The sequence below is a fragment of the Pseudohongiella acticola genome, from assembly GCF_001758195.1.
Classification (GTDB): domain Bacteria; phylum Pseudomonadota; class Gammaproteobacteria; order Pseudomonadales; family Pseudohongiellaceae; genus Pseudohongiella; species Pseudohongiella acticola.
Map to the genome: position 1 here is coordinate 288,777 of NZ_MASR01000003.1, position 25,430 is coordinate 314,206.

Below are 25,430 nucleotides of genomic sequence, written 5' to 3' on the forward strand. Positions count from 1 at the left end.
CATGGAAGACGTCGTCGACATGTTGCGTGAACGTAACGAGACAATCCCCGTGCCGCTGGATTTGCCTGATGAAGACCTGCTGGTAGAAATAGAAGAACAGCTGTTGATGTCATTGCCTGACGATTTCCGTGACTACCTGCTGGAAGTCAGCGATGTGGTTTTCGGCAGTCTGGAACCGGTTACCGTCACTGATCCGAGATCACACACCTTTCTGCCGGACGTTGCCGCACAGGCATGGAACGATGGCATGCCCCGCTACCTGCTACCGGTCTGTCAGCTCGGCGACGCGTATTACTGCATCAACAACGAAGGTGAGGTCCGTTTCTGGAATGGCAACAAACTGGGCAAAGACCCGCAAGGGTCAAAATCCTGGCCCAGCATCTGGCACTGGGCGCGTGAAGTCTGGCTACAATGCTGACTAATTGAGCAAGGCTGACAGTCGAGCATCAGCGCCCAGCACACGCACTATGCGCCCACGGTCGTCAACAATGGGCACAGAGATCGTAAAACAGAAATCGTCAGTCGCCGCCGAACGGTAGACGTCAGTGATGTGAGCACATTTGCTTGCCACAACCGCCCGAAACCAGTCGCGACCGTTCCAGTCCTTACCTTTTGCCGAGTCTGATCCACGCCCGGCGAGATCAGGCGCAAAGATGTTCTCACTGATCTGCTTGCCATCGGCACCGACCAGATACATCAATTCAAAATGCGCATGCCTGCCCAGTGCCTGATGCATGAGATTCTCTGCTTGCGACACGCCCCCATCCAGCAGAACGCGTTCCTGCGCCAGGCGGCTGATATCATCACAGGCCTGAGTGTGCACCTGAAGCCGGAAACTGCCGAGACTCTCAAGTAAGCGGTCACTTTCACGGTGAACCTCATGACCGCGCTCACCGACCTCGGCTGCCTTGCGTTGCATGTCAGCCGCCACGGTGGAGACGGTGTGCACATCGCGGTTAACCGTCGACATCGCCATGCCCATCTGTTCCGTACTGGCGGCAATGCCATGTACTTTCTGATCGAGGTCGTCCATTGCCTGACGGACGCCGCCGAGCTCACTGCGTATATGGCGGACGCTGCTCGCGCCTTCGCTGACCGCCAGCTGCATCTGCTCTCCTGCGCGCCCCAGTCCGGACACTTCGGTCTTGAATGACTCGATGATCGTCGCCACCTGGCTTGCTGCATCGGTGGTGGTGTTGGCCAGCGACCTGACCTCTTCTGCGACCACGGCGAACCCGCGTCCATGTTCGCCCGCGCGGGCTGCTTCGATCGCTGCATTCAACGCCAGTAGATTGGTTTGTCGAGAGATATTGGAGATCGACGAAATAACCCGCACCACTTCATCGAGCTGGCCCTGCAGACTGGTTATCACCTGCGCCAGGTGCTGCTCGGTGGTACTGACCTGGGTGATGCTGTTCTCAGCCTGTTCACTGTCGGTTTCGCAATTGCGCACGGCCTTGGCGACCGAAGCCGACAACCTGGCGACATCGGTGGTGGCTGGAATCAGCTCCGACTCGATTGCAGTGGTAACCTGTTCGCTACTGCTGGCAATGGCTTCGGAAGATTGCGCCAACTGCGACCCCGTCTGCATGGTCTGATGCGCGATCGCAGACAAGGCCGGCGCCTGAGCGGCAATGCCCACTGCGGCTGCAACGCCACCCTGAATACGCTGATGCAGCTTCTTTTGCAATCTGATCAGCGACTGCCCGGCGGCACTGTCAATGCCTCGATAATCAGTCAGATTCAGGTCTGTGGACAGCGCATCAAGTGCCTCATCCACAGCACTACGTTTGCGCAGCGGCTTCAATATACCCATGAAGGTTCGTCCTTATTCTGTAAAGTCCTGTTATCAACAAAGCAAACAAGGTGCCAGCTCCCATTCCTTGCCGGAAATGTATCGGCAATACGGCAGAGAGCCTTAGCAGCGACAGGCAGCATTAACAGAAACCAGCGGAACCGGACGCAGGAGGCACCAAAAAAGTGCAACGCAGGAAGAATCGCACTGACAGTAGGCGAATAACAGCAGGTAAAATACAGCTGGCGAAAACTAACGCCAGTGTATTATCGAATTTGCATAATAATGGATCAGCTTCTCAAATTCCGGATTAACCCGGTAAACATCATTTTCTTCCAGCAATATGTGGCGATGACGCAAGTTTTCCAGCGCTGCTGCAATGGTTTTCTGTCGCGGTTTCTGTTCGTCCCGGATCGCCGCACCTGCTGCAATCATGTCATCGATAATATCGTCGCAACCGGCCACAATATCCAGCGACCGCATGCCCTGGTGGTTTTGCCTGGTGAATACGGTTGCGATCACCGGTACCGGCAACACCGGGATCACATAGCGCACTGCCTGCATCAGGTGCTCAGCGAGCGCAGTCACCGCCGGAATACGATCACGCTGTGGCAAGTCGGCAAATAGCAGCCTGTGTTTTTCACAGTATTTGCGCATATCAATCGGTATACCAAAATTAACGCCAGCGTAACCGTAGCGCTGCCAACGACTGCGCGAATCGGAGAATATATTGACCCGCAGAAAACGCAATACCCTGGAGAATGTCTGCCACTTGGTAAAACGCCGACTCTTGTCATCCCAGTGCATCAGGTTCTTGTCTTCAATAACCCTGTCGTAATTGATACCCACTGGAATAAACGTGATGTTCCGGTGTTTGCGATGATCGTAGTGACGCAGCATGTAGTCCAGAAACCCGATCTTGGGTTGCGCCACATTGCCATCACGGCTCAGCCCACCTTCCAGAAACACCGCCTGACACACACCCGAGTCGGTAGCCAGCTGCACATAACGCCCCAGTACTTTTCTGTACAGTGGGTTCTGTGAGCCACGTCGCACAAAAAAGGCACCCATCGCCCGAATGATGGATTCGAGCGGAAATACGCGCGCCCACTCGCCAACGGCGTAAGACAACGTTACCTGTTCCGCTGCCAGATAACAGATCAGGATATAGTCCATATTGCTGCGGTGGTTCATGACAAACACGACCGTTGAATTCTTGTCCAGTGTTTCAAGCACAGTCTGGTCAACAGCCGAAACACGAATCCGGTACAGGAATCGCGATATTTTTTTGGCGAACCAGTAACCCAGCTGGTAGTAAACGTACGCGTTAAACGATGGCACAATTTCCCGGGCATAACGTTTAACATCTAGCAGCAGAGCTTCCCGCGGCACATTGGTCTCACGTGCCTGGCTGTCTATCAACGCCAGTACCTGGGGATCAAACACAAGCCTGTCAATCAGCTCCTGCCGCTTGGTTTGCTGAAAGGGTTTGATCTTGATACTCAAACTGGTATTCAACCGCTCAACGGCGCGATTGAGACGCCGCCGGACAAACCAGCGTACACTGGGATAAAGCACACTGACGACAACGGCGTACACGGCAGCAGCCCAGAGCAGAACGTAGAGCCAGGTCGGCAGGCTGACGTTATCGTCGAGCATAATTTACGAGCCCTGAGTCGCGTGCGCCTGCAGATAAACCTCCAGGTTGGCACGTGCTGCGTCGTCAAACCACAAACCCAGTTTGGTGCGTCGCCACAAAATGTCATCGACGCTACGGGCCCATTCCTGCGCACATAAGTAGTCGACTTCACAGGCATACAGGCCCGGGCCAATGCAGGCACCCAGCGCCGTCATGTCTTCCGCCCCGGCCAGGATCTCGCTGACTCGCCGCCCGTATTGCCTGACCCAGCGTTCGCGCAGGGCCGGCTCGAGCCAGGGGTATTCGGCCGACAACTCAGCCGACAGACTTTTTTGGGAGTCGAACTCACCGCCCGGCAATTGTGCATTTGCTGTCCAGTCATCACCCATGTCGGGAAACACTGACGACAGTTTGTGCAATACCGCTTCTGCCAGCCGCCTATAGGTGGTGATCTTGCCGCCATATACCGTTAGCAGGGGGGCCGGCGCCATGTCCAGCTCAAGTGTATAGTCGCGCGACACCTTGCTGGCGTTCTCCACTTCCTCATCAATCAAAGGCCGGACGCCCGAGAAGTGATGTTTGACGTCCTTTTCACTCAGACCTTTGCGGAAATACTGATTGACGATATCCAGCAGGTAGGTCACTTCCTCGGGAGAAATTTTGGCTTCAGCGGGGTCATCGGAAAAATCCTGTTCGGTGGTTCCGATCAGCGAAAACTCGTTTTCGTAGGGAATCACAAAAATTACCCGACCATCGCTATGCTGAAGCATGTAGGCCTCGTCACCGTCGTAGACCCGTGGCACAACAATGTGGGAGCCTTTGACCAATCGCACGGGTTCGGTTGACGCCTCCGGCAACAGTTTCTTACCCAGCTGACTGACCCACGGCCCGGCCGCGTTGACGACGCAGCGCGCCGACACCTGGTGCCGGACACCGGTATCAGTCTCAGTCAACGTCGCCTGCCAGGCTGACTGACCACCGGCATCAGTTATTGCCGACAGGCTGTTGCACGCCGTTCGGGTTCTGATCACGGCGCCATGACGCCGGGCCTGCATCGCATTAAGAACAACCAGCCGGGCATCGTCTACCCAGCAATCCGAATACTCGAAACCTTTACTGAACCCGGCCACCAGGGGACTGTTGTCGCCAAAACGAATGGCTTTGGACGCTGGCAGGGTGACTCGCTTGCCGAGGTAGTCGTACAGGAACAGACCGGCGCGGATCATCCATGCCGGCCGCTGATTGGGTTGATGAGGCAGGCGAAACCGCAATGGCCAGACAATATGTGGCGCCGAGCTCAACAATGTTTCCCGCTCTGCCAACGACTCCCGCACCAGTCTGAATTCGTAGTACTCCAGATAGCGCAGCCCCCCATGGATAAGTTTGGTGCTGGCAGATGACGTGGCACCGCCGAGATCACTTTTCTCACACAACAGCACTGACAGACCGCGCCCGGCCGCATCAGCAGCGATGCCAGCGCCGTTGATGCCACCGCCCACGACCAACAGATCAACGTTGCGCGGTAATGTAGCTGAATCAGCCACCGACGAAACAACCATAATCGAGCCTCGGAAAACAGGATTTGTAATTTAGGGTATAGTACCATGCCAAAAAATGAGGGACAGCGAACATGAGTCACTACCTGCTAGCAATTGATCAGGGCACCACCAGCAGTCGTGCCATCATCTTTTCGCGCGAAGGCAAAGCGGTCAGTTCTGCACAATATGATTTTGAACAACACTATCCTAATGATGGCTGGGTCGAGCATGATCCGGAAGATATCTGGCAGACCTGTCTGCAAAGCTGCCGTGACGCCCTGAGTGCCGGCCAGCTCGATGCCGGGGATATTGCCTCCATCGGCATCACCAACCAACGTGAAACCACCGTCATCTGGAACCGCAAGACTGGCAAGGCGATTCATCGCGCCATCGTCTGGCAGGACAGACGCACAGCAGCGTACTGCCAGACCATCAAAACCAGACTGATCAATGAAGGACGTGGCCAGCTCATTCAGGAGCGCACCGGCCTGCTCCCCGATGCCTATTTTTCAGCCAGTAAAATCAACTGGATTCTGTCCAATGTGGAAGGTGCACGGGCGGCGGCCGAAGCTGGGGAACTGGCATTTGGCACCGTTGACAGCTTCCTGCTGTGGCGCCTGACCAATGGCCAGCGGCATTGCACCGATGCCAGCAATGCGTCGCGCACCATGTTGTTCAACATTCACACCCAGCAATGGGATCCGGAGCTGCTGGCGTTGTTTGATATCCCGGCTTCCCTCTTGCCTGAGGTTCTGGACAGCGCGGCAGATTTTGGCAACAGTGACCGGAAATGGCTTGGTCATGCCATCCCCATTGGCGGCATCGCCGGCGACCAACAGGCGGCCGCTTTCGGGCAGGCCTGCTTCTCTGCGGGCATGACCAAAAGTACCTACGGTACCGGCTGCTTTCTGCTGATGAACACCGGCGAAAAAGTACTGCAGTCACGCCACAACCTGTTGAGCACAGTGGCCTACCGACTCGAAGGCAAGGTCAGTTACGCCATGGAGGGCAGTATCTTCATGGCCGGTGCCACCATGCAGTGGCTGCGTGACAAGATGCACTTTTTTGCTGACTCGGCCGACTCCGAGGCCATGGCGGCACAGGCACAGGCTGGACTGTCGCTTATGTTTGTACCCGCGTTTACCGGTCTCGGCGCGCCGTGGTGGGATCCCGATGCCCGAGGCGCCATATATGGCCTGACCCGCGACACAGGCATTCCCGACATCGTGACCGCCGCAATGATGTCCGTGTGCTACCAGACCAAGGATCTGCAGAAGGCGATGGAGTCTGATGGTCTGCGCCCGACCACCTTTCGCGTTGATGGCGGTATGGCTGCCAATAATTTTGTTGTTCAGAAGCTGGCCGACCTGCTCGGCTGCGAGGTCGATCGCCCACAGATAACCGAGACCACGGCGCTGGGTGCGGCCTACCTGGCAGGGTTGCAGTGCGGGTTCTATTCAACGCTGGACGACATTAGCCGTCTGTGGCAGCTGGAACGCTCTTTCACGCCCGCGCAAAACAAAGACTGGCGAGATCGGCACTACGCACGCTGGCTTGACGCCGTGCAACGCACACGCAGTGACCACAGCAGACAGACTTTAGATCAGGAGACCTCGTCATGAGCGCGCCCAGACGTATTCACCTTATCCGTCACGGTGAAACCAACTGGAACAAAGAGCGGCGTGCGCAGGGTCAACAGGAATCCGTCCTGACCGAGGCAGGTAAAGCCCAGGCCCTCGCGCTTCCGGCTATACTCAGTGCACTGAACATCGACGAAATCTATTGCAGCAGCAGTGTTCGTACGCGTGAAACCGCTGCCATCGCCTTTGCTAATCATGGTCTGCCCATTATGTACTGTGACCATCTGCGTGAAATTCATATGGGTCCCTGGGAGGGCAGGCTGTATGAGGACCTGCGGCAGGACTTCCCTGAGCAATACGATGCATTCTGGAACAAACCTGATACATTTGTGCTGAAAGGCGCAGAGACCTTTGCCCAGGTCCAGCAGAGGGCCATGACGCGGCTGAACAGGATACTGGCGGAAAGCCAGTCACAGAACATTGCCATCGTCAGTCACGGTCTGTTGATAAAAACCATTCTCAGCTCTGTTGAACAACGACCACTGGCGCAGGTCTGGCAACCACCGGCCATGCACAACTGCGCCTTGAGTACAATTGAAATCCATCATGACGGCAATCAACGTATAACGCTTTATGCCAATCAACCTTACCCATCAATCGCCTGAACAGGTGAATATCGGAGTCTCGCATGAACAATAACAATCTGGGGTCTACCCAAGGAACTACACCCGGCTTTCTACGAATACTGACCGCTCTGGCCGCGTTCGCGGGTCTCGGCCTGGCCCTGTTTGCCCTGGCCGCCCCTGTTGGCGTCTGGACCGGCTGGTGGGATTTTCGGCAGGGTTTCACAATCCTGCGCTCTGCACAGCCATTTGTGCTGTGGATAACAGTAGGCTGCGCTGCCATCACCATACTTGTTGCTGTCATCGGTCGGCAGGGCGCTGCCCGTCTTGTGGCAGTGGCTGCACTGGCCACGGTTGCCGCTGGCATCGCCTGGTACGTGCCGCAATCGTACCTGCCAGGACAGGGCGCTGATATTCCTCCCATTCACGACATCAGCACCGATCTGGTAGATCCGCCCCAGTTTGTCGCCGTGCTGCCACTACGCGGTGACACCAGTAACCCGACTGTGTACGGTACCGGCAACCCCAACATGACACCGGAAGAACATGCTCAGCGTCAACAGGCCGCCTATCCCGATGTGATCACGCAGACCTACGACGAACCTGCGTCGGCAATATTTGACCGGGCATTGGCGGCAGTTGATGCACTGGGCTGGGAACTGGTCGCACAGGATGCCGACGCTGGTCGCATCGAAGCGACAGACACAACCTTCTGGTTCCGCTTTAAAGACGATGTTGTCATTCGTATTCAGCCTACGGCCGCCGGCACCGAAGTAGATGCACGCTCGACGTCACGCGTCGGCCTGAGTGACGTTGGCAAGAACGCTGCACGATTGCGCGCTTTCTACAACGAGCTCTGAATTAGTCTGGCGCCCGCCCCTTTTGCGTGACAACCGGCGGCGGCTTCCGTTAAGCTTGCCGCCGGATACCAATTGCAAGTCACCTGAAAGTGTTCAGATCGGGTGACTGGAGACAAGAATGTCACGCCACTCATCATCCTTACGTAGCTTACTGACCGCAGAGGTTGCCACACAGCGCGCGCGTTACCTGACCTGGTTTGGCATTATCAGCGCAAGCTGTCTGGCCTTGTCACAGCTCGGTAGCTACCTGATCAACACCCGCATCCCTCTGGGTACCAGCGTAGAAATCAGCTCAATTTTATATTTCACACACATTCGCAATCTTGGCGGTGTGTTTGGTCTGGCACAGGGACAGGGCTGGATATTCGCGGCCTTCAGCGTGCTGCTGATTTCCGCTCTGGTGCTTTATCTGGTGCTGAGCAAACGGGTTCGGGTCTATGAATACCTGTGCTTCGGTTTTATTGCCGGCGGCGGTCTCAGCAATGTTCTCGACCGTCTTGTGTATGGCAGTGTGATCGACTTTATTGATGTTCGCGGCATCCCCTTCTGGCATTACATATTTAATACCGCGGATACGTTTGTTCATATCGGGCTCTGGCCGATGCTGTTTATTGGCCTGTTCTGGCACCGCGACTAAGAATAGGCCGCAAGAATTCCGGTGGACTAAACAGAGTAGAATTCATGTGCCGCTGCCATTGCAGCGTCCGGGTTTACCGCTGCTCCCATGGACTGCAATGTACTCCCAAGCGCGCTCAGGCACAGCAACACATTCTGTTGATTTGCTGCGTGCCCCATCAGCCCGATTCGCCATACTTTAGTGGCCAGACTTCCCAGACCGGCACCTATTTCCAGATTCCATGACTGCAGCAGATGCCTGCGAACAGCAGCCTCATCGATGCCGGGTGGTATCTCAACAGCATTCAGTTGCGGCAGACGGGCGTCTGGTGAAACGATAAGACTCAGGCCAAGCGCCTCAATGCCGGCAACGAAGGCCTGGTGATGGTGGTCGTGACGGGCCCATGCCGCCTCAAGCCCTTCTTCCTGCACCATCAATAGCGATTCATGAAGTGCATACATGGCATTAACAGGCGCCGTATGGTGATAGCTGCGTTTGCTGTCCCCGCCCCAGTAGTCCATGATCAGATTCATGTCCAGAAACCAGCTTTGCACTCGCTGCCGGCGGTTACGTATGCGTGTAATGGCACGTTCACTGAAGCTGACCGGGGACAGCCCGGGCACACAGGACAGACACTTCTGTGTGCCTGAATAAACTGCATCAATGCCCCAGTCATCCACACACAACTCTATGCCCGCCAGAGAGGTAACCGCATCCACAATAGCCAGGCAGTCAAATTGCCTTGCCAGCGCGCACAGGGCCTGCGCGTCACTGCGGACACCGGTAGAGGTTTCTGCATGTACAAAAGCGACAGCAACAGCGTCCGGGTTGCTTACCAAAGCCTGTTCCAGTTTATCCGGGTCAACCGGAAGACCCCAGTCATCCTGCACCATGATAGCGGTGGCGCCACAGCGCTCGACGTTTTCCTGCATACGCCCGCCAAACACCCCATTCTGACAAACGATAACCTTGTCACCCGCTTCCAGCAGATTACTGAACACGGCCTCCATGCCGGCAGAACCTGGCGCAGACACTGGCAATGTCAGTTCATTCCCGGTTTTGAAAGCAGCTTGCAGAAGACCTTTGATGTCGTCCATCAAACCAATGAACTCCGGATCCAGATGGCCAATGGTGGGACGTGACAACGCAGCCAGCACACGAGGACTGACATCAGATGGCCCGGGGCCCATGAGTGTGCGCTGAGGCGGGAAAAAACTCTTGCTCATGACATACTCCCTTTGCAATGGGGAAAACACAAACAAAAAAGCCGGGACAAGCCCGGCTTTTTTGTTTCGACAATCGAATCAGGCGATGACACAGCGCCCGGGTTCAGAGAATCAATCCTCTGATGCCTCTGCTGTTGCGTCAGCGCCATTCGGACGGCCGACCAGCTCAACGTAAGCCATAGGCGACTTGTCGCCGGCACGGATGCCACACTTCATGATACGGATATAACCACCGGGACGATCCTGATAACGCGGGCCCAGGTCGCTAAACAATTTACCTACCGCTTCTTTGCTGCGCAAACGCGCAAACGCGAGTCGACGGTTAGCAACGCTATCTGTTTTAGCCAGTGTGATCAGCGGCTCAGCAACCATGCGCAGCTCTTTGGCTTTAATGACGGTAGTCTTGATCAGCTCGTGCTCAACCAGCGACGTGGTCATGTTTCGGAACATGGCCTTGCGGTGAGAAGAGTTTCTGTTCAGCTGACGTCCACTATGACGATGACGCATATCTACTATTCCTATTCCAACAGCAGCCTCACGGCTGACTAACTTTGATTAATTGGCTTTGTCTTCTGTACGCAGGCTGGCAGGTGGCCAGTTCTCCAAACGCAGACCCAGGGAAAGACCACGGGTCGCCAGCACATCTTTGATTTCAGTCAGTGACTTCTTACCCAGGTTCGGGGTTTTCAGCAGCTCTACTTCCGTACGCTGAATCAGATCACCTATGTAATAAATATCTTCTGCTTTCAGGCAGTTTGCCGACCGTACAGTCAGCTCAAGGTCGTCTACCGGACGCAACAGAATAGGATCGATTTCATCTTCTGGCTCTTCCGGTGCCGCGGCTTCTTGGCTTTGCAGATCCACAAATACTGCCAGCTGATGCTGCAGAATGGTGGCCGCACGACGAATAGCCTCTTCCGGATCAATCGTGCCATTGGTACGCAGATCTATTACCAGCTTGTCCAGGTCAGTGCGCTGCTCGACGCGGGTACTTTCCACGGAGTAGGCGCAACTCAGAACCGGGCTATAAGACGCATCCAGTACCAGACGGCCAACTGCACGGGTCTCATCGTCGTCACTCTTGCGTGAATCAGCCGGTACATAACCACGGCCTTTTCGCACAGTAATGCGCATGTTGAGTTCACCGGCATCATTGAGGTTGGCAATCACGTGCTCGGGATTGACAATCTCAACGTTGTGATCGGCCACGATGTCACCCGCCGTTACCGCACCTGAGCCTTTCTTGCTCAGGTTCAGAACTGCTTCGTCCTGACCATTAAGTACAATCGCCACGCCTTTCAGGTTCAGCAGAATTTCGATGACGTCTTCACGTACGCCTTCGATGCTGCTGTACTCGTGAACAACGCCGTCGATTTCAACTTCTTCCACTGCACAACCGGGCATGGAGGACAGCAGGATTCTTCGCAATGCGTTACCCAGTGTGTGGCCGAAACCACGCTCCAGGGGCTCAAGCACCACTTTGGAGTGATACTTGTCAAACTCTTCGACTTTTATCAACTGTGGTGTAAGAAAATCCGACAACGAAATCTGCATGGTTTCACCCTTAACAATTAGCCTGGTAATGTTCTTTACTGCCTTATCTGTTTAGTCCCTCAGGACTTACTTGGAGTAAAGCTCTACGATCAGGTTTTCGTTAATATCCTGAGACAAATCAGCGCGATCAGGTTTTCGGGTAAACTGCCCTTCCTGTTTCGTTGTATCCACAGTGAGCCACTCCACTGCAGTACGCTGGCCAGCCAGATCCATCGCTGACTTGATACGCAGCTGCTCTTTCGCTTTCGGACGCACGGAAACCACATCACCGGGCGCTATCTGGTATGACGGCACGTTAACCACGGCGCCGTTTACCAGGATGGCTTTATGTGACACCAACTGGCGGGACTCCGCACGAGTTGAGCCAAAGCCCATACGATAAACAACGTTATCCAGACGGCATTCCAGCAGTTGCAACAGGTTCTCACCGGTTGCGCCTTTGCGGCGAGCTGCTTCTTTGTAGTAAGAGCTGAACTGACGCTCCAGAACACCATACATACGACGTACTTTCTGCTTCTCGCGCAGCTGTACACCATAATCTGACAGTCTGCCACGGCGTGCACCGTGCTGACCGGGGATGGTTTCTGCTTTACACTTGCTTTCCAGCGGGCGTACGCCGCTTTTCAGGAACAAATCTGTTCCTTCGCGTCGAGCTAGCTTGCATTTTGGGCCTAGGTAACGGGCCATAGACTGACTCCTGTATTCTTACTCTCGGCAATAAGCCATGATGAGCGATAACTGATCCGGTGAATAAGCGTCAGACTCGGCGCTTTTTCGGGGGTCGACAACCATTGTGTGGAATCGGGGTAACATCCGTGATGTTGCCGACTTTCAGACCGCATGCGTTAAGCGCACGCACGGCTGATTCGCGACCCGGGCCAGGACCATTCACCTTGACATCAAGGTTTTTCAGGCCATACAACTCGATCGCTGTTTTACCGGCACGTTCAGCAGCAACCTGCGCAGCAAACGGTGTGCTTTTACGTGAGCCACGGAAACCTGAACCACCAGAGGTGGCCCAGCTCAGGGCGTTACCCTGACGATCAGTGATTGTCACGATAGTGTTATTGAAGGATGCATGAATAAATGCAATCCCGTCCACAACCGCTTTTCGCGCCTTTTTCTTTGGGGCTGCTTTAGCTGCTGGCTTTGCCATAGATAATTCCTGAATCAGATTAAAGCGTTTATCTCTCGAACCCGCGCACTGTTGCGCGGGTCATTACAACTTATTTACGAATCGGCTTACGCGGGCCTTTACGGGTCCTGGCATTCGTCTTGGTACGCTGTCCACGAACCGGCAATGAACGACGGTGACGGATACCGCGGAAACAACCGAGGTCCATCAGGCGCTTGATGCTCATTGACACTTCGCGACGCAGATCACCTTCAACAGTAAACTTGCCAACTTCCGCACGAATATTGTCCAGTTGTTCCGGGGACAAAGAGTTCGTCTTGGTCTGGGGAGCAATACCGACACGTTCGCAAATCAATTTGGCGCGCGTCGCGCCTATCCCGAAGATGTACTCCAGGGAAATTACGAGGTGCTTGTTATCTGGTATGTTGACACCGGCAATACGTGCCATAGTTTAACTCCAATCTTGTAAATTACTCATGTACCAGAGACCCAATACCCCCTCCAATTGAGGGGCGCAAAGGATATACTCTGGCGATATAAAAATCAACCAGATACTTAGCCCTGACGCTGCTTGTGTCTGGGCTCCGCCGAGCAGATCACCCGCACAACACGGTTGCGTCTGACAACTTTGCATTTGCGACAGATTTTTTTAACTGATGTTCTGACTTTCACGTTTCTCTCTCCATTCAGCGGCCGGGGCTTTAAGGTCCGGCACCGCTAGTCAATCTTCAATTGCGACCAAAAGTGCCCAGATTCGACTTCTTCATCAGAGAGTCGTACTGGTGCGACATCAGATGGGATTGCACTTGTGACATAAAGTCCATGCTCACCACCACAACAATCAAAAGCGCTGTCCCACCCAGGTTAAACGGCACGTTGGCCATCATCTGGAAGAAGTTCGGCAACAAACAAACAATGGTGATGTAAATCGCACCAAACATTGTCAATCGAGTCAGCACAGCGTCAATGTAGCGCGCTGTCTGCTCACCGGGACGAATACCCGGAATAAACGCACCTGAACGCTTCAGGTTATCTGCCACATCACGGGGGTTGAACACCAGCGCCGTATAGAAGAAGCAGAAGAAAATAATCATGGCACTGAAGATGATCACGTACAGGGGCTGACCCGGACCAATCATCAATGCAAAATCCTGTAACCATTCAGCCCCTTCGGACTGCCCAAACCATTGCCCGATTGAGGCCGGGAACAGCAAAATACTGCTGGCGAAAATCGCCGGAATCACACCCGCCATGTTCACTTTCAGCGGCAGATGGCTCGACTGCGCCTGATACATCTTGTTGCCCTGCTGGCGCTTGGCATAGTTGACCGTGATGCGTCGCTGGCCGCGTTCAATGAACACGATACCTGCAATCACGATGACGGCAATGATGCCCACAACCAGCAACAGCAGCCCACTTATCTGTCCTTCGTACGCCTGTGACAGCGAGTTTCCGACTGCAGCGGGCAAGCCTGCGACGATACCGGCAAAAATCAGCATTGATATGCCATTACCTACGCCACGTTCGGTGATTTGCTCACCCAGCCACATCATGAACATGGCACCCGTCACCAGCGACACAATGGCGGTGAAGGTAAAACCCAGCCCAGGGTTATAGGCCATCGGGGCGAGCAGACCTACGGCCATGCCAGTGCCCTGAACCAGAGCCAGCACCAGCGCACCATAGCGCGTGTACTGAGTAATTTTGCGGCGACCTGACTCGCCTTCTTTCTTGAGCTGTGCCAGGTGTGGATTGACCGCACTCAGCAGCTGCATGATGATCGACGCAGAAATGTACGGCATGATGCCGAGTGCCACGATGCTCATTCGCTCAAGTGCACCGCCCGAGAACATATTGAACAGACCCAGGAACGTGCCCTCGTTCTGACTGAACATGTTCGCAAGCTGTGCCGGATCAATACCCGGCACCGGAATGTGCGTTCCTATCCGATAAACCAAAATGGCAAACAACAGAAACAACAGACGCGCTTTTAGCTCGCCGAGACCTGCGCCTACACCTTCACCGCTCATGTTAGGTTTTTTTGCCATTTTGTTTAAATCAGCCTTGCGCTACCGCTTTTTTGGTCTTTTTCTTGCCGACATAATCCGGCACCACCACGTCAATCACTTTGCCGCCGGCTGCTTCAATTGCTGCACGGGCGCCTTTGCTAACACGCAGACCTTCAACAGTGACAGCCTTGGTGACGTCACCAGACAGCATTACCTTAACGCGCTTGATGCTGCCGTTGATGATGTTGGCCGCTCGCAGCGTCTCAACATTAATCACATCAGCTTCGATCACATTCAGTTCACTGGTGCGAACTTCACCGGTAATACGGCTGATACGTGATGAAAAACCGAACTTCGGCAGTCGACGCTGCAAAGGCATCTGACCGCCTTCGAAACCCGGACGTACTGTGCCGCCGCTGCGTGACTTCTGACCTTTATGACCAGTACCACATGTTTTTCCCCAGCCACTGCCAATACCACGACCTACGCGCTTGGGCGCCTGTGTACTACCGGGTGCTGGACTCAGAGTATTTAATTGCATGACTTATCCCTCAACCTGCAGCATATAGCTGACTTTGTTGATAATGCCGCGAACCGAAGGTGTATCCTGCAGTTCAACGGTCTGATGCATACGACGCAGTCCCAGGCCTACCAGGCACTGACGATGTCTTTCCATCGTACCGATGGGGCTGCGAACCAGTGTCACCTTGACGGTACCCACTGTATCTTTACTTGCTGATTTCTTAGCCATAGCTGCTTAACCCAGGATCTCTTCAAGTGTTTTGCCACGCTTTGCCGCAACACTTTCGGCAGCACGCATTGTTTTCAGGCCTTTGAATGTCGCGTTAACCACGTTAACCGGGTTAGTCGAGCCATAGCACTTGGCCAGTACGTTCTGAATGCCGGCCAGTTCCAGGATAGAGCGCATTGCGCCACCAGCAATGATGCCGGTACCTTCAGAAGCTGGTTGCATGTAAATTTTTGACGCTCCGTGACGCGCCTTCACCGGATACTCCAGTGTGTTGCCGTCCAGGGACACAGAAATCATGTTTCTTCTGGCAGCTTCCATCGCTTTCTGGATAGCCAGCGGCACTTCACGCGCCTTGCCACGACCGAAACCTACACGACCATTGCCATCACCGACCGCAGTCAATGCAGTAAAGGCGAAAATTCGACCACCTTTCACCACCTTGGCGACACGATTTACCTGGATCAACTTCTCCTGTAAACCTTCTTCGTTCTTTCTCGCCTCGTCTCTAGCTGCCATATTCTTTAACCCTTAAAATTCCAAGCCGCCTTCACGTGCCGCATCAGCCAAAGCCTTTACGCGACCATGATAGTTATAACCGGCACGATCAAATGCCACTTTATCCAAGCCGGCCTTCTTGGCCCGTTCAGCAATCAGTTTCCCGATCTTGCTGGCTGCTTCGACATTACCTGTGGCGCCGCTGCGCATATCTTTCTCAACCGTCGACGCGCTTACCAATACCTGATCACCCGTTGCCGAGATAATCTGTGCATAAATATGGCGCGGTGTGCGGTAGACGCACAAGCGGTTAACACCCAGCTCACTTATCTTTGCTCTGGTTCGTCGTGCGCGACGAATACGAGCCTGCTTTTTCACATTCATCATGTCACGCCCTATTTTTTCTTCGCTTCTTTTCTGTAAACATTCTCTTCCGCGTATCGAATACCTTTGCCTTTATAGGGCTCTGGCGGACGGAAATCACGAATGTCTGCCGCTACTTTGCCAAGCAATTGCTTGTCGGAGGAACTCAACACGATCTCGGTCTGAGTCGGTGTCTCCGCCGTAACGCCTTCAGGCAGTTCGTAATCGATCGGATGAGAATAACCAACCGTAATATTCAGTGTTTTGCCTTGGGCCTTGGCACGATAACCAACGCCCTGAAGCTGCAGCTTGCGCTGAAAACCTTCGCTCACACCCACAACCATGTTGTTGATCAGGGCGCGAAATGTTCCCGCCAGGGCATTTGCCTGACGCGAGCCATTTTTGGCCGACAGCTGCAGAACGTTGCCATCCTGTTTAATGTCGACATCGTTGTGCAGGTCGATGTTCAGGCTGCCTTTGCTACCTTTAACGGTAATTGCGCTTCCAGCAATCGCCGTCTCTACACCTTTCGGCAATGTAATCGGGTCTTTCGCTACTCTGGACATAATCGTGCTCTATATACTGTGTCTAAGAATTGTGTGTATCAGAATACGGTACACAAAACTTCCCCGCCAACACCGGCGGAACGGGCCTGCTTCTCTGTCATCAGCCCCTGATTTGTGGAGACGATAACGATACCGAGACCTTGACGGTTGCGTGGCAATTCTTCTTTGCCTTTGTACTGACGCAGGCCAGGCTTGCTCACACGTTTGATCTCTTCGATCACGGGCTTGCCCTGGAAGTATTTCAGGTCAACGGTCAGCTCACGCTTGGTGCCGTGCTGCTGAACATCGAAGCCAGTGATGTAACCTTCATCCTGAAGTACACGGCAAATAGCCACTTTCAACTTCGAGGACGGGCAGCTCATCTTGGGCAAGCGTGCCATCTGTGCGTTTCGGATACGCGTCAACAAATCTGCAATTGGATCTGACATACTCATAATAAAATTCTCCGCTTACCAGCTCGCCTTTGTCAGTCCAGGCACATCGCCACGCATGGCTGCTTCACGCAGCTTGTGTCGGCACATTCCGAACTTGCGGTATACCCCGTGAGGACGACCGGTCAGTTGACAACGTCTACGCTGTCGAACCGGGCTGGCATCACGTGGCAACTTCTGAAATGCTATTTGTGCTTCCCATTTTTCATCATCGCTGGCATTCACATCAGCAAGAATCGCCTTCAGGGCAGCGCGCTTTTGCGCATACTTGGCTACCGTACGGGTGCGCTTTTCTTCGCGTGCAATCATTGAAGATTTAGCCATCTCAAGACTCCTTCGCGGCAGACTTCTCTGCCTGTACTTTGAACGGGAAACGCATGGCAGTTAACAGTGCCCGGCCTTCCTCGTCATTCTGTGCTGTCGTGGTAATGGTGATATCCAGACCGCGCAGCTTATCTACCTTGTCATATTCCACTTCCGGGAAAATGATCTGTTCGGTCACACCCATGGCATAGTTGCCACGGCCATCAAAGGCCTTAGGGTTCAAACCACGGAAATCCCGGATACGCGGTATCGCGATATCAACCAGACGGTCCAGGAAATCGTACATGCGCTCGCCGCGCAACGTGACTTTACAGCCAATTGGCCAGCCCGCACGAATCTTGAAACCTGCGATGGATTTGCGTGCCTTGGTGATAACCGGCTTCTGACCACTGATCATGGTCAGGTCAGCAAAGGCATTGTCGAGCAATTTCTTGTCGCCCACAGCCTCGCCCACGCCCATATTCAACACCACTTTGGTGATGCGGGGGACGCGCATAGGATTATCAAACCCAAACTGCTTGGTCAGTGTGGGCACTACGTCACTTTTGTAAAATTCTTTCAACTGAGCCATGTTGGCGACCTGAGTTTCCGTTAATCAATGACTTTGTTAGAGGATTTGAAAATCCGCTTTTTCTTTCCGTCTTCTACCAGGAAGCCAACGCGATCGGCTTTGCTGGTTTCCGGATTAAAGATAGCTACATTGGAAATATCCATCGCAGCCTCTTTCTCCACGATCCCACCAGTCACACCCGCATTGGGGTTAGGCTTGGTGTGACGCTTCACAATATTGATACCACCGACAATCACCTTGTTTTCGCCGACCAGACGGGACACCGTACCACGCTTGCCCTTGTCCTTGCCGGAGATGACTATCACTTCATCGTTACATTTGATCTTACGCATATTTCGCGGCCTCGATTTCTATCACAGCACTTCGGGTGCCAGGGAGATGATTCGCATGAACTTCTCGTTACGAAGTTCTCGAGTCACCGGCCCGAACACACGCGTCCCGATGGGCGCCTGCTGATTATTGAGCAGAATCGCAGCGTTATCATCAAACTTGATAAGTGAACCGTCGCTTCTGCGAACACCTTTCTTGGTGCGAACAACCAGGGCAGACAGCACCTGGCCTTTCTTCACCTTGCCTCGGGGAATCGCTTCCTTCACTGTCACTTTAATGACATCCCCGATGCGGGCATAACGACGATGCGAACCGCCGAGCACCTTGATACACATTACTCGTTTGGCACCACTGTTGTCTGCCACATCTAAATATGACTGTACCTGAATCATCGATTCTCTCCGAACCCTTTAAACTGTCGCTTTAGCAACAACGCCAAATGGCGCCAAAAACCAATTTACTGCCAGAATCAGATCTGCGTAGCTCGTTCATCAATCGATACCAATGACCAGGTTTTGGTCTTTGACATCGGTCTGACTTCCTTAACAGTAACCTTATCGCCTTCTTTACACTCGTTGTTCGCGTCATGCGCGTGGAGTTTTGAAGAGCGTGTAATATATTTGCCGTACACCGGGTGTTTCACCCGACGCTCAACCAGCACAACAATGGACTTGTCCATCTTTGAGCTGACGACTTTACCGGACACCAGGCGCCCGGTTTTTGTTTCGTTAGTTTCATTAAGCGACATAATCAGGATCCACTTTTCTGCTTTTCAGTAATGATCGTCTTAACCCGGGCTATATCATGCTTAACAGCTGACAGCAGGTGCGACTGCCCGAGTTGTCCTGTCCGCTTCTGAATCCTGTAGTTGAACTGGTCACGATACAGGCCGTTGAGTTGTTCATTGAGCTCCGCAACGGATTTTTCACGCAATTCATTGGCTTTCATTACATCACCGTCCGTTTAACAAAAGTGGTCTCAAACGGGAGCTTGGAAGCCGCCAGCTGGAACGCTTCGCGCGCCAGCGCCTCATCAACACCCTCGATCTCGAACATCACGCGACCTGGCTGAATCAGAGCTACCCAGTATTCTACGCTACCCTTACCTTTACCCTGACGCACTTCGAGAGGCTTCTGGGTGATTGGCTTGTCCGGGAACACACGAATCCAGATTTTACCGCCACGCTTAACGTGACGGGTCATGGCACGACGAGCGGATTCGATTTGACGCGCGGTCAAACGACCACGTGAGACGGCCTTAAGACCGAATTCGCCGAAATCCACCTTGCTACCGCGATGAGAGAGTCCGCGGTTACGGCCCTTCATCATCTTGCGAAATTTGGTACGCTTTGGTTGTAACATCTTGGCCTATCCTCTACTTGGACGCTTTCTGGGGAGCCACAAAGGCTTCCTGCAGATCCAGGATTTCACCTTTGAAAATCCAGACCTTCACGCCAATAATCCCGTAAGTTGTGGCTGCTTCGGACGCCGCGTAATCGATATCCGCTCGCAGAGTATGCAAAGGTACACGGCCTTCGCGGTACCACTCGGAACGCGCGATCTCTGCGCCACCAAGACGACCACCTACCTGAATCCTGATACCTTCAGCGCCCTGGCGCATGGCGTTCTGCACCGCTCGCTTCATCGCACGTCGGAACATGACACGACGCTCAAGCTGCTGCGCAACACTGTCAGCGACCAACTGGGCATCCAGATCAGGCTTACGAATTTCTTCGATGTTGATGTGAACCGGAACACCCATCTTTTTGATCAGGGCATTACGCAGTTTCTCAACGTCTTCGCCTTTCTTGCCAATCACGATACCTGGACGGGCAGTGTGAATGGTAATGCGGGCAGTCTGTGCAGGACGCTCAATCTCAACCCGGGATACAGATGCATTGGCAAGCTGCTTGCGGATGTAAGCACGAACCTGCAGGTCTACCAGCAAATGCTCAGCATAATTTTTACCTTCAGCAAACCATACTGAAGTGTGTTTTTTAACTATACCAAGCCGAATTCCGGTTGGATGTACTTTCTGACCCATCCTGATCTCCTACTTATCGGCTACTTTTACGGTGATGTGGCAGGTACGCTTGACGATGCGGTCGGCGCGGCCTTTGGCTCGCGGACGAATTCGCTTCATGCTCATACCCTCATCTACAAAGATAGTGGAGACTTTCAACTCATCCACATCCGCCCCTTCGTTATGCTCAGCATTGGCAATCGCTGAATCCAGCACCTTCTTGATGATCTCTGCACCCTTTTTGGGGCTAAAGGTCAACAATTGAAGAGCCTCTTCAACCGCCTTGCCTCGAATCTGATCAGCTACCAGCCTTGCCTTCTGGGCAGAGAGCCGAGCGCCGCGCAATTTTGCTACAACTTCCATCTCATTATCCCCGCTAATCAGCGCTTGGCTTTCTTGTCTGCAACGTGGCCACGGTAATTCCGTGTCGCCGAGAACTCGCCCAGCTTATGGCCAACCATGTCCTCGGAAATAGACACGGGCACATGCTGCTGACCGTTATGCACGGCGATCGTCAGGCCAAGCATATCCGGAGATACCATTGAGCGGCGTGACCAGGTTTTGATCGGACGCTTGTCATTGGAATCGCGCGCTGCCTGCACTTTTTTCATTAAATGAAGGTCTATGAAAGGACCCTTTTTCAGTGAACGTGGCACTTTTATTTCCTCTGTTATCAGGCCTTATCGGCTTGCATTTCTGCGGCGTACGATCATGTTGGAAGTACGCTTGTTTGTCCTGGTCTTGTAACCCTTGGTCGGCTTGCCCCATGGTGTTACAGGATGACGGCCACCGGAGGTACGACCCTCACCACCACCGTGCGGGTGGTCTACCGGGTTCATTACCACACCACGTACCGTCGGGCGAATACCGCGCCAGCGCGTTGCACCGGCTTTACCCAATGATCGCAGGCTGTGCTCGGAATTCGAGACTTCGCCCAGCGTTGCGCGGCAATCAGCCAGCACTTTACGCATTTCACCAGAGCGCAATCGCAATGTTGCGTAAGCACCTTCACGGGCCACCAGCTGAGCTGAACCGCCTGCGCTTCGTGCAATCTGCGCACCTTTGCCTGGCTTGAGCTCTACGCAATGCACTGTGCTGCCCAGCGGAATGTTGCGCAGCGGCAGACAGTTACCTGTCTTGATCGGCGCTTCATTGCCTGACACCAGGGAGTCACCAGCACTGACCTTGGCCGGCGCGATGATGTAACGACGTTCGCCGTCGGCGTACAGCAACAGAGCAATGTTGGCGGTACGATTCGGATCGTACTCCAGGCGCTCTACCGTTGCCGCAATTCCGTCCTTGTCGCGACGGAAATCAATAATCCGGTATTTCTGCTTGTGGCCACCACCCGCGTGACGACGCGTAATTCGACCTGCATTATTACGACCACCGGTCTTGGACTTGCTTGCCAACAAAGGAGCGTACGGCTCACCCTTGTGCAGCTCAGGGTTCACAATCTTGATGACGAACCTGCGCCCCGGCGAGGTGGGTTTACATTTTACAACTGCCATAACCGCGACCCTTCCTTACGCCATGTCCGCAAAGTCGATTTCCTGACCTTGCGCGAGCTTAACGTAAGCCTTTTTCCAGTTAGATTTTTGTCTCAGTTTACCGCGGGCTGTACGCTTGGTTTTACCCTTGACGTTCAGCACCTGAAGCTCTTCAACAGTCACTTTAAACAGTGTCTCGATTGCTTCGCGAATCTCTGGCTTGGTCGCATCGTTGGCAACGACAAACGCTACCTGGTTGTGACCTTCAGCCATGATTGCCGCTTTTTCAGACACGTGAGGACCAACAATAATCGAATACAGTCTTTGCTGGTTCATGACAGCATCTCCTCAACTTTTTTGAGTGCAGGCACAGTCATCATCACTTTCTCGAAACCAATCAGACTGACCGGATCCAGACCGGCAACATCCAGCACATCAACGTTGTGCAGGTTGCGCGCAGCAAGATACAGGTTCTCTGCCACTTCCTCGGCAACGATCAGCACGTTATCCAGTGCAAACTCTTTCAGCTTGCTGGCCAGATCCTTGGTTTTGTGAGAATCAAGCGCAAACTGCTCAACAATGATCAGTCGATCCTGACGCAGCAACTCGGACAGGATGCAACGCATGGCACCGCGATACATTTTGCGGTTCAGCTTTTTGCTGTGGTCCTGAGGACGCGCGGCAAATGTAACACCACCGGAGCGCCAGATCGGGCTGCGGGTTGTACCAGCACGCGCGCGGCCAGTACCTTTCTGACGCCATGGCTTGCGGCCACCGCCTCGAACATCCGACCGTGTTTTCTGCTGCACAGTACCCTGACGAGCGCCAGCCATGTAGGTGACAACTGTCTGGTGAACCAGCGCTTCATTGAATTCTTTACCGAAAGTCTCATCAGATACCGAGACTGTTCCGTTACCGGCCTGGCTACCGGGTTTTGCGAGATTAAGTTCCATCGCTGATTACCCCTTGGATCCGGCTGATTTGACAGAAGGACGCACTACCACTCTGGAGCCAGTAGCACCAGGAATAGCACCCTTGACCAGCAACAGATTGTTATCAGTGTCGACCCGTACGATTTCCAGTGACTGTGTTGTCACGCGCACGTCACCCATGTGCCCGGCCATTTTCTTGCCTTTCCAGACACGACCCGGGGTTTGACACTGACCAATGGAACCAGGCGCTCTGTGCGAGAGCGAGTTACCATGAGTGGCATCCTGCATGCTGAAGTTGTGACGCTTGATGGTACCGGCGAAGCCTTTACCTTTGGACGTGCCAGTGACGTCAACTTTCTGGCCAGCTTCGAAGAGGGAAACTGTGATTTCGCCGCCGGCTGTAAAATCGGCAAGCTCCTGCTGGGCCGCACGGAACTCCCACAGGCCTTCGCCTGCCTCGGTACCCGCTTTGGCAAAGTGACCGGCAAGCGAACGGGTAACACGGGACGCTTTGCGCGCACCAACTGTTACCTGAACAGCGCTATAGCCATCCACTTCCTCAGTTTTAAGCTGAGTAATTCTGTTGGGGCTGACCTCTACCACTGTTACCGGGATAGACTCTCCGGCTTCAGTGAATACACGGGTCATGCCGCTCTTTCGACCGACCAAACCAATCGACATTTTTTGAACCTCATCGTGTACGGGGCTTGAACCCGCTATGGCTGCTATCGCATTACACCATGTTTGCTGTGGGACACTATCTGCCCCCTGAGCTAGCTGTTATCAGTTTTAAACCACTGAACCATTTCTCGCATCAATTTAAACAAACCGGCCTAACACAAAAATTCTGGAATATTCAGCCCTTACCCAAGACTGATCTGCACTTCAACACCTGCCGCCAGATCCAGTTTCATCAGTGCATCCACTGTTTTTTCTGTTGGCTCTACGATATCCAGGAGACGCTTATGCGTTCTGATTTCATACTGATCGCGCGCATCTTTGTTTACGTGCGGCGATATCAATATGGTGTAGCGCTCCCTGTTCGTCGGCAAAGGGATGGGGCCACGCACTTGCGCACCTGTCCGCTTGGCAGTATCGACTATTTCCTGAGTAGACTGATCAATCAGCCGATGATCAAAGGCTTTAAGCCGGATTCTGATACGCTGACTTTGCATCTACTCTGCTCTCCAAAAACTTTTTAAATTAAACAGTTACTTCTTGAACCGTCCCTAAAAACACTTTCGGGACCGGAAAAAAGGAAGCGGAATTCTAAGGCTGAAGCACTCCGGTGTCAAGCAAAACTCTCAACTATCCGTTATTCTTCTAACCCGCTCCCATCTACAAAAGAGGCGGCCTGGGGCCGCCTCTTCGCCAAACACCTGCGATATTACTCCAAGATCTTGGATACAACGCCAGCGCCCACGGTACGGCCGCCTTCACGAATCGCAAAACGCAGACCTTCGTCCATCGCGATCGGTGCAATCAGCGTCACCAGGAACTTCAGGTTGTCACCAGGCATGACCATCTCAACGCCTTCTGGCAGCTCTACCGCGCCAGTCACGTCAGTGGTACGGAAGTAGAACTGTGGACGGTAACCTTTGAAGAACGGTGTATGACGACCGCCTTCTTCCTTGCTCAGTACGTACACTTCGCCTTCAAACTTGGTATGCGGCGTGATTGAACCCGGCTTGGCCAGTACCTGACCACGCTCCACGTCCTCACGCTTGGTGCCACGCAGCAGCACGCCCACGTTCTCACCAGCACGACCTTCGTCCAGCAGCTTGCGGAACATCTCAACACCGGTACAAACTGTCTTCACGGTGTCTTTCAGACCGATGATTTCCATCTCGTCGCCAACTTTCACAATACCGCGCTCTACACGACCGGTCACAACCGTACCACGACCTGAGATCGAGAATACGTCCTCGATTGGCAGCAGGAACGGCTTCTCAATGTCACGCACCGGATCAGGAATGTACTCGTCCAGTGTCTCTACCAGCTTCTGTACCGCAGGCATGCCGATATCAGACGCATCACCTTCCAGCGCCTTCAGCGCAGAACCGATGATGATTGGCGTGTCGTCGCCCGGGAAGTCATACAGATCCAGCAACTCGCGCACTTCCATCTCTACCAGCTCGAGCAGCTCGGCATCGTCAACCATGTCCGCTTTGTTCATGAACACAACGATGTAAGGTACACCCACCTGACGTGACAGCAGGATGTGCTCACGCGTCTGCGGCATGGGGCCGTCAGCGGCTGATACCACCAGGATTGCGCCGTCCATCTGCGCAGCACCGGTAATCATGTTCTTCACATAGTCAGCGTGACCAGGGCAGTCAACGTGCGCGTAGTGACGCTTCGGCGAATCGTATTCAACGTGCGCTGTGGAGATCGTGATACCACGCTCACGCTCTTCCGGTGCGTTATCGATCTGATCGAATGCACGCGCTTCACCTGAACCCCAGATCTCTGCACAGACACGTGTCAGAGCCGCTGTCAGCGTTGTCTTACCATGGTCAACGTGACCAATTGTGCCAACGTTGACGTGTGTTTTATTACGTTCAAATTTACCCTTCGCCA

37 protein-coding genes and 1 pseudogene are annotated in these 25,430 nt (G+C 53.8%); 5 read left to right on the top strand and 33 right to left on the bottom strand.

The window, feature by feature from the left end:
- The first annotated feature begins 1 nt into the window (after position 1).
- Positions 2–418: an SMI1/KNR4 family protein gene (locus tag PHACT_RS15525; protein WP_070119177.1), complete on the top strand. Its 417-nt coding sequence runs from the start codon at positions 2–4 to the stop codon at positions 416–418.
- On the opposite strand, the gene PHACT_RS15530 is transcribed toward PHACT_RS15525, so the two are convergent.
- From PHACT_RS15530 to glpD, 3 genes are all read right to left on the bottom strand, one after another.
- Entirely contained in the window at positions 419–1,816 is a 1,398-nt protein-coding gene (locus PHACT_RS15530) for a methyl-accepting chemotaxis protein (RefSeq protein WP_139141597.1), read from the bottom strand.
- A gap of 231 nt (positions 1,817–2,047) precedes the next feature.
- A complete protein-coding gene (locus PHACT_RS15535) occupies positions 2,048–3,454 on the bottom strand; it encodes a 1-acyl-sn-glycerol-3-phosphate acyltransferase (RefSeq protein WP_070119178.1) in 1,407 nt (468 codons plus the stop codon).
- A 3-nt stretch (positions 3,455–3,457) separates the two neighbouring features.
- On the bottom strand, positions 3,458–4,993 hold the full coding sequence (glpD, locus tag PHACT_RS15540) for a glycerol-3-phosphate dehydrogenase (RefSeq protein WP_070119179.1): 1,536 nt from the start codon (positions 4,991–4,993) through the stop codon (positions 3,458–3,460).
- Positions 4,994–5,064: 71 nt separating this feature from the next.
- Between glpD and glpK the strand changes: the two genes are divergently transcribed.
- From glpK to lspA, 4 genes are all read left to right on the top strand, one after another.
- Positions 5,065–6,594 carry a glycerol kinase GlpK gene (gene glpK, locus PHACT_RS15545; RefSeq protein WP_070119180.1) on the top strand — a complete coding sequence of 510 codons (1,530 nt, stop codon included), beginning with the start codon at positions 5,065–5,067 and terminating at the stop codon, positions 6,592–6,594.
- Positions 6,591–7,217 (top strand): histidine phosphatase family protein, encoded by a 627-nt coding sequence (locus PHACT_RS15550; protein WP_070119181.1) that lies wholly within the window; start codon positions 6,591–6,593, stop codon positions 7,215–7,217. Before glpK ends, PHACT_RS15550 begins: the two co-directional genes overlap by 4 nt.
- 23 nt (positions 7,218–7,240) lie before the next feature.
- Positions 7,241–8,035 (top strand): DUF1499 domain-containing protein, encoded by a 795-nt coding sequence (locus tag PHACT_RS15555; RefSeq protein WP_070119182.1) that lies wholly within the window; start codon positions 7,241–7,243, stop codon positions 8,033–8,035.
- Between the two features lie 118 nt (positions 8,036–8,153).
- The gene (gene lspA / locus PHACT_RS15560) at positions 8,154–8,672 is read left to right on the top strand and encodes a signal peptidase II (RefSeq protein ID WP_070119183.1); all 519 of its coding nucleotides are present in this window, start codon (positions 8,154–8,156) and stop codon (positions 8,670–8,672) included.
- A gap of 26 nt (positions 8,673–8,698) precedes the next feature.
- On the opposite strand, the gene PHACT_RS15565 is transcribed toward lspA, so the two are convergent.
- The 30 genes and pseudogenes from PHACT_RS15565 to tuf all read right to left on the bottom strand — a co-directional run.
- Complete coding sequence (locus PHACT_RS15565; protein ID WP_070119184.1) at positions 8,699–9,877, bottom strand: pyridoxal-phosphate-dependent aminotransferase family protein; 1,179 nt, start codon at positions 9,875–9,877, stop codon at positions 8,699–8,701.
- A gap of 111 nt (positions 9,878–9,988) precedes the next feature.
- Positions 9,989–10,384, bottom strand: a complete 396-nt coding sequence (gene rplQ / locus PHACT_RS15570; protein ID WP_070119185.1) for a 50S ribosomal protein L17 — start codon at positions 10,382–10,384, stop codon at positions 9,989–9,991.
- 48 nt (positions 10,385–10,432) lie between these two features.
- Positions 10,433–11,431, bottom strand: coding sequence for a DNA-directed RNA polymerase subunit alpha (locus tag PHACT_RS15575; RefSeq protein ID WP_070119186.1), 999 nt, complete (start codon positions 11,429–11,431; stop codon positions 10,433–10,435).
- Positions 11,432–11,497: 66 nt separating this feature from the next.
- Entirely contained in the window at positions 11,498–12,118 is a 621-nt protein-coding gene (rpsD, locus tag PHACT_RS15580) for a 30S ribosomal protein S4 (protein WP_070119187.1), read from the bottom strand.
- 70 nt (positions 12,119–12,188) lie between these two features.
- Positions 12,189–12,587: a 30S ribosomal protein S11 gene (gene rpsK / locus PHACT_RS15585; protein ID WP_070119188.1), complete on the bottom strand. Its 399-nt coding sequence runs from the start codon at positions 12,585–12,587 to the stop codon at positions 12,189–12,191.
- 70 nt (positions 12,588–12,657) lie between these two features.
- Complete coding sequence (gene rpsM / locus PHACT_RS15590) at positions 12,658–13,014, bottom strand: 30S ribosomal protein S13 (protein WP_070119189.1); 357 nt, start codon at positions 13,012–13,014, stop codon at positions 12,658–12,660.
- A gap of 107 nt (positions 13,015–13,121) precedes the next feature.
- Complete coding sequence (gene rpmJ, locus PHACT_RS16115; protein WP_083264754.1) at positions 13,122–13,238, bottom strand: 50S ribosomal protein L36; 117 nt, start codon at positions 13,236–13,238, stop codon at positions 13,122–13,124.
- Positions 13,239–13,294: 56 nt separating this feature from the next.
- The gene (secY, locus tag PHACT_RS15595; protein ID WP_070119190.1) at positions 13,295–14,614 is read right to left on the bottom strand and encodes a preprotein translocase subunit SecY; all 1,320 of its coding nucleotides are present in this window, start codon (positions 14,612–14,614) and stop codon (positions 13,295–13,297) included.
- A gap of 79 nt (positions 14,615–14,693) precedes the next feature.
- Positions 14,694–15,116 (bottom strand): annotated as a pseudogene (gene rplO / locus PHACT_RS15600) (50S ribosomal protein L15); the annotation flags it as partial.
- A 3-nt stretch (positions 15,117–15,119) separates the two neighbouring features.
- Positions 15,120–15,296 carry a 50S ribosomal protein L30 gene (gene rpmD, locus PHACT_RS15605; protein WP_317622298.1) on the bottom strand — a complete coding sequence of 59 codons (177 nt, stop codon included), beginning with the start codon at positions 15,294–15,296 and terminating at the stop codon, positions 15,120–15,122.
- Positions 15,297–15,332: 36 nt separating this feature from the next.
- On the bottom strand, positions 15,333–15,842 hold the full coding sequence (gene rpsE / locus PHACT_RS15610; RefSeq protein WP_070119193.1) for a 30S ribosomal protein S5: 510 nt from the start codon (positions 15,840–15,842) through the stop codon (positions 15,333–15,335).
- Positions 15,843–15,854: 12 nt separating this feature from the next.
- The gene (gene rplR, locus PHACT_RS15615; protein ID WP_070119249.1) at positions 15,855–16,205 is read right to left on the bottom strand and encodes a 50S ribosomal protein L18; all 351 of its coding nucleotides are present in this window, start codon (positions 16,203–16,205) and stop codon (positions 15,855–15,857) included.
- Between the two features lie 11 nt (positions 16,206–16,216).
- On the bottom strand, positions 16,217–16,750 hold the full coding sequence (gene rplF / locus PHACT_RS15620) for a 50S ribosomal protein L6 (RefSeq protein WP_070119194.1): 534 nt from the start codon (positions 16,748–16,750) through the stop codon (positions 16,217–16,219).
- A gap of 38 nt (positions 16,751–16,788) precedes the next feature.
- Entirely contained in the window at positions 16,789–17,184 is a 396-nt protein-coding gene (gene rpsH, locus PHACT_RS15625; protein WP_070119195.1) for a 30S ribosomal protein S8, read from the bottom strand.
- Between the two features lie 15 nt (positions 17,185–17,199).
- On the bottom strand, positions 17,200–17,505 hold the full coding sequence (gene rpsN, locus PHACT_RS15630; protein WP_070119196.1) for a 30S ribosomal protein S14: 306 nt from the start codon (positions 17,503–17,505) through the stop codon (positions 17,200–17,202).
- 1 nt (position 17,506) lies between these two features.
- Positions 17,507–18,076, bottom strand: a complete 570-nt coding sequence (rplE, locus tag PHACT_RS15635) for a 50S ribosomal protein L5 (RefSeq protein ID WP_070119197.1) — start codon at positions 18,074–18,076, stop codon at positions 17,507–17,509.
- A gap of 20 nt (positions 18,077–18,096) precedes the next feature.
- Positions 18,097–18,408, bottom strand: coding sequence for a 50S ribosomal protein L24 (rplX, locus tag PHACT_RS15640; protein WP_070119198.1), 312 nt, complete (start codon positions 18,406–18,408; stop codon positions 18,097–18,099).
- A gap of 21 nt (positions 18,409–18,429) precedes the next feature.
- On the bottom strand, positions 18,430–18,798 hold the full coding sequence (rplN, locus tag PHACT_RS15645) for a 50S ribosomal protein L14 (protein ID WP_068810485.1): 369 nt from the start codon (positions 18,796–18,798) through the stop codon (positions 18,430–18,432).
- Positions 18,799–18,875: 77 nt separating this feature from the next.
- Positions 18,876–19,154 (bottom strand): 30S ribosomal protein S17, encoded by a 279-nt coding sequence (gene rpsQ, locus PHACT_RS15650; RefSeq protein WP_070119199.1) that lies wholly within the window; start codon positions 19,152–19,154, stop codon positions 18,876–18,878.
- Positions 19,155–19,156: 2 nt separating this feature from the next.
- Complete coding sequence (rpmC, locus tag PHACT_RS15655; RefSeq protein WP_070119200.1) at positions 19,157–19,354, bottom strand: 50S ribosomal protein L29; 198 nt, start codon at positions 19,352–19,354, stop codon at positions 19,157–19,159.
- Positions 19,354–19,767 (bottom strand): 50S ribosomal protein L16, encoded by a 414-nt coding sequence (gene rplP, locus PHACT_RS15660; protein ID WP_070119201.1) that lies wholly within the window; start codon positions 19,765–19,767, stop codon positions 19,354–19,356. The genes rpmC and rplP overlap by 1 nt, the downstream gene beginning before the upstream one ends.
- Before the next feature lie 13 nt (positions 19,768–19,780).
- Complete coding sequence (gene rpsC, locus PHACT_RS15665) at positions 19,781–20,449, bottom strand: 30S ribosomal protein S3 (protein ID WP_070119202.1); 669 nt, start codon at positions 20,447–20,449, stop codon at positions 19,781–19,783.
- Between the two features lie 9 nt (positions 20,450–20,458).
- Complete coding sequence (rplV, locus tag PHACT_RS15670) at positions 20,459–20,791, bottom strand: 50S ribosomal protein L22 (RefSeq protein ID WP_070119203.1); 333 nt, start codon at positions 20,789–20,791, stop codon at positions 20,459–20,461.
- Between the two features lie 17 nt (positions 20,792–20,808).
- Entirely contained in the window at positions 20,809–21,084 is a 276-nt protein-coding gene (gene rpsS / locus PHACT_RS15675; RefSeq protein ID WP_070119204.1) for a 30S ribosomal protein S19, read from the bottom strand.
- 24 nt (positions 21,085–21,108) lie between these two features.
- Entirely contained in the window at positions 21,109–21,939 is an 831-nt protein-coding gene (gene rplB, locus PHACT_RS15680; RefSeq protein ID WP_070119205.1) for a 50S ribosomal protein L2, read from the bottom strand.
- A gap of 15 nt (positions 21,940–21,954) precedes the next feature.
- On the bottom strand, positions 21,955–22,254 hold the full coding sequence (gene rplW, locus PHACT_RS15685) for a 50S ribosomal protein L23 (RefSeq protein WP_070119206.1): 300 nt from the start codon (positions 22,252–22,254) through the stop codon (positions 21,955–21,957).
- Positions 22,251–22,871 carry a 50S ribosomal protein L4 gene (gene rplD, locus PHACT_RS15690; protein ID WP_070119207.1) on the bottom strand — a complete coding sequence of 207 codons (621 nt, stop codon included), beginning with the start codon at positions 22,869–22,871 and terminating at the stop codon, positions 22,251–22,253. The genes rplW and rplD overlap by 4 nt, the downstream gene beginning before the upstream one ends.
- A 6-nt stretch (positions 22,872–22,877) precedes the next feature.
- The gene (rplC, locus tag PHACT_RS15695) at positions 22,878–23,531 is read right to left on the bottom strand and encodes a 50S ribosomal protein L3 (protein ID WP_070119208.1); all 654 of its coding nucleotides are present in this window, start codon (positions 23,529–23,531) and stop codon (positions 22,878–22,880) included.
- Positions 23,532–23,713: 182 nt separating this feature from the next.
- Positions 23,714–24,025 (bottom strand): 30S ribosomal protein S10, encoded by a 312-nt coding sequence (rpsJ, locus tag PHACT_RS15700; RefSeq protein ID WP_070119209.1) that lies wholly within the window; start codon positions 24,023–24,025, stop codon positions 23,714–23,716.
- Positions 24,026–24,237: 212 nt separating this feature from the next.
- The coding region (gene tuf, locus PHACT_RS15705; RefSeq protein ID WP_070119210.1) for an elongation factor Tu at positions 24,238–25,430 on the bottom strand (1,193 nt) is incomplete at its 5' end.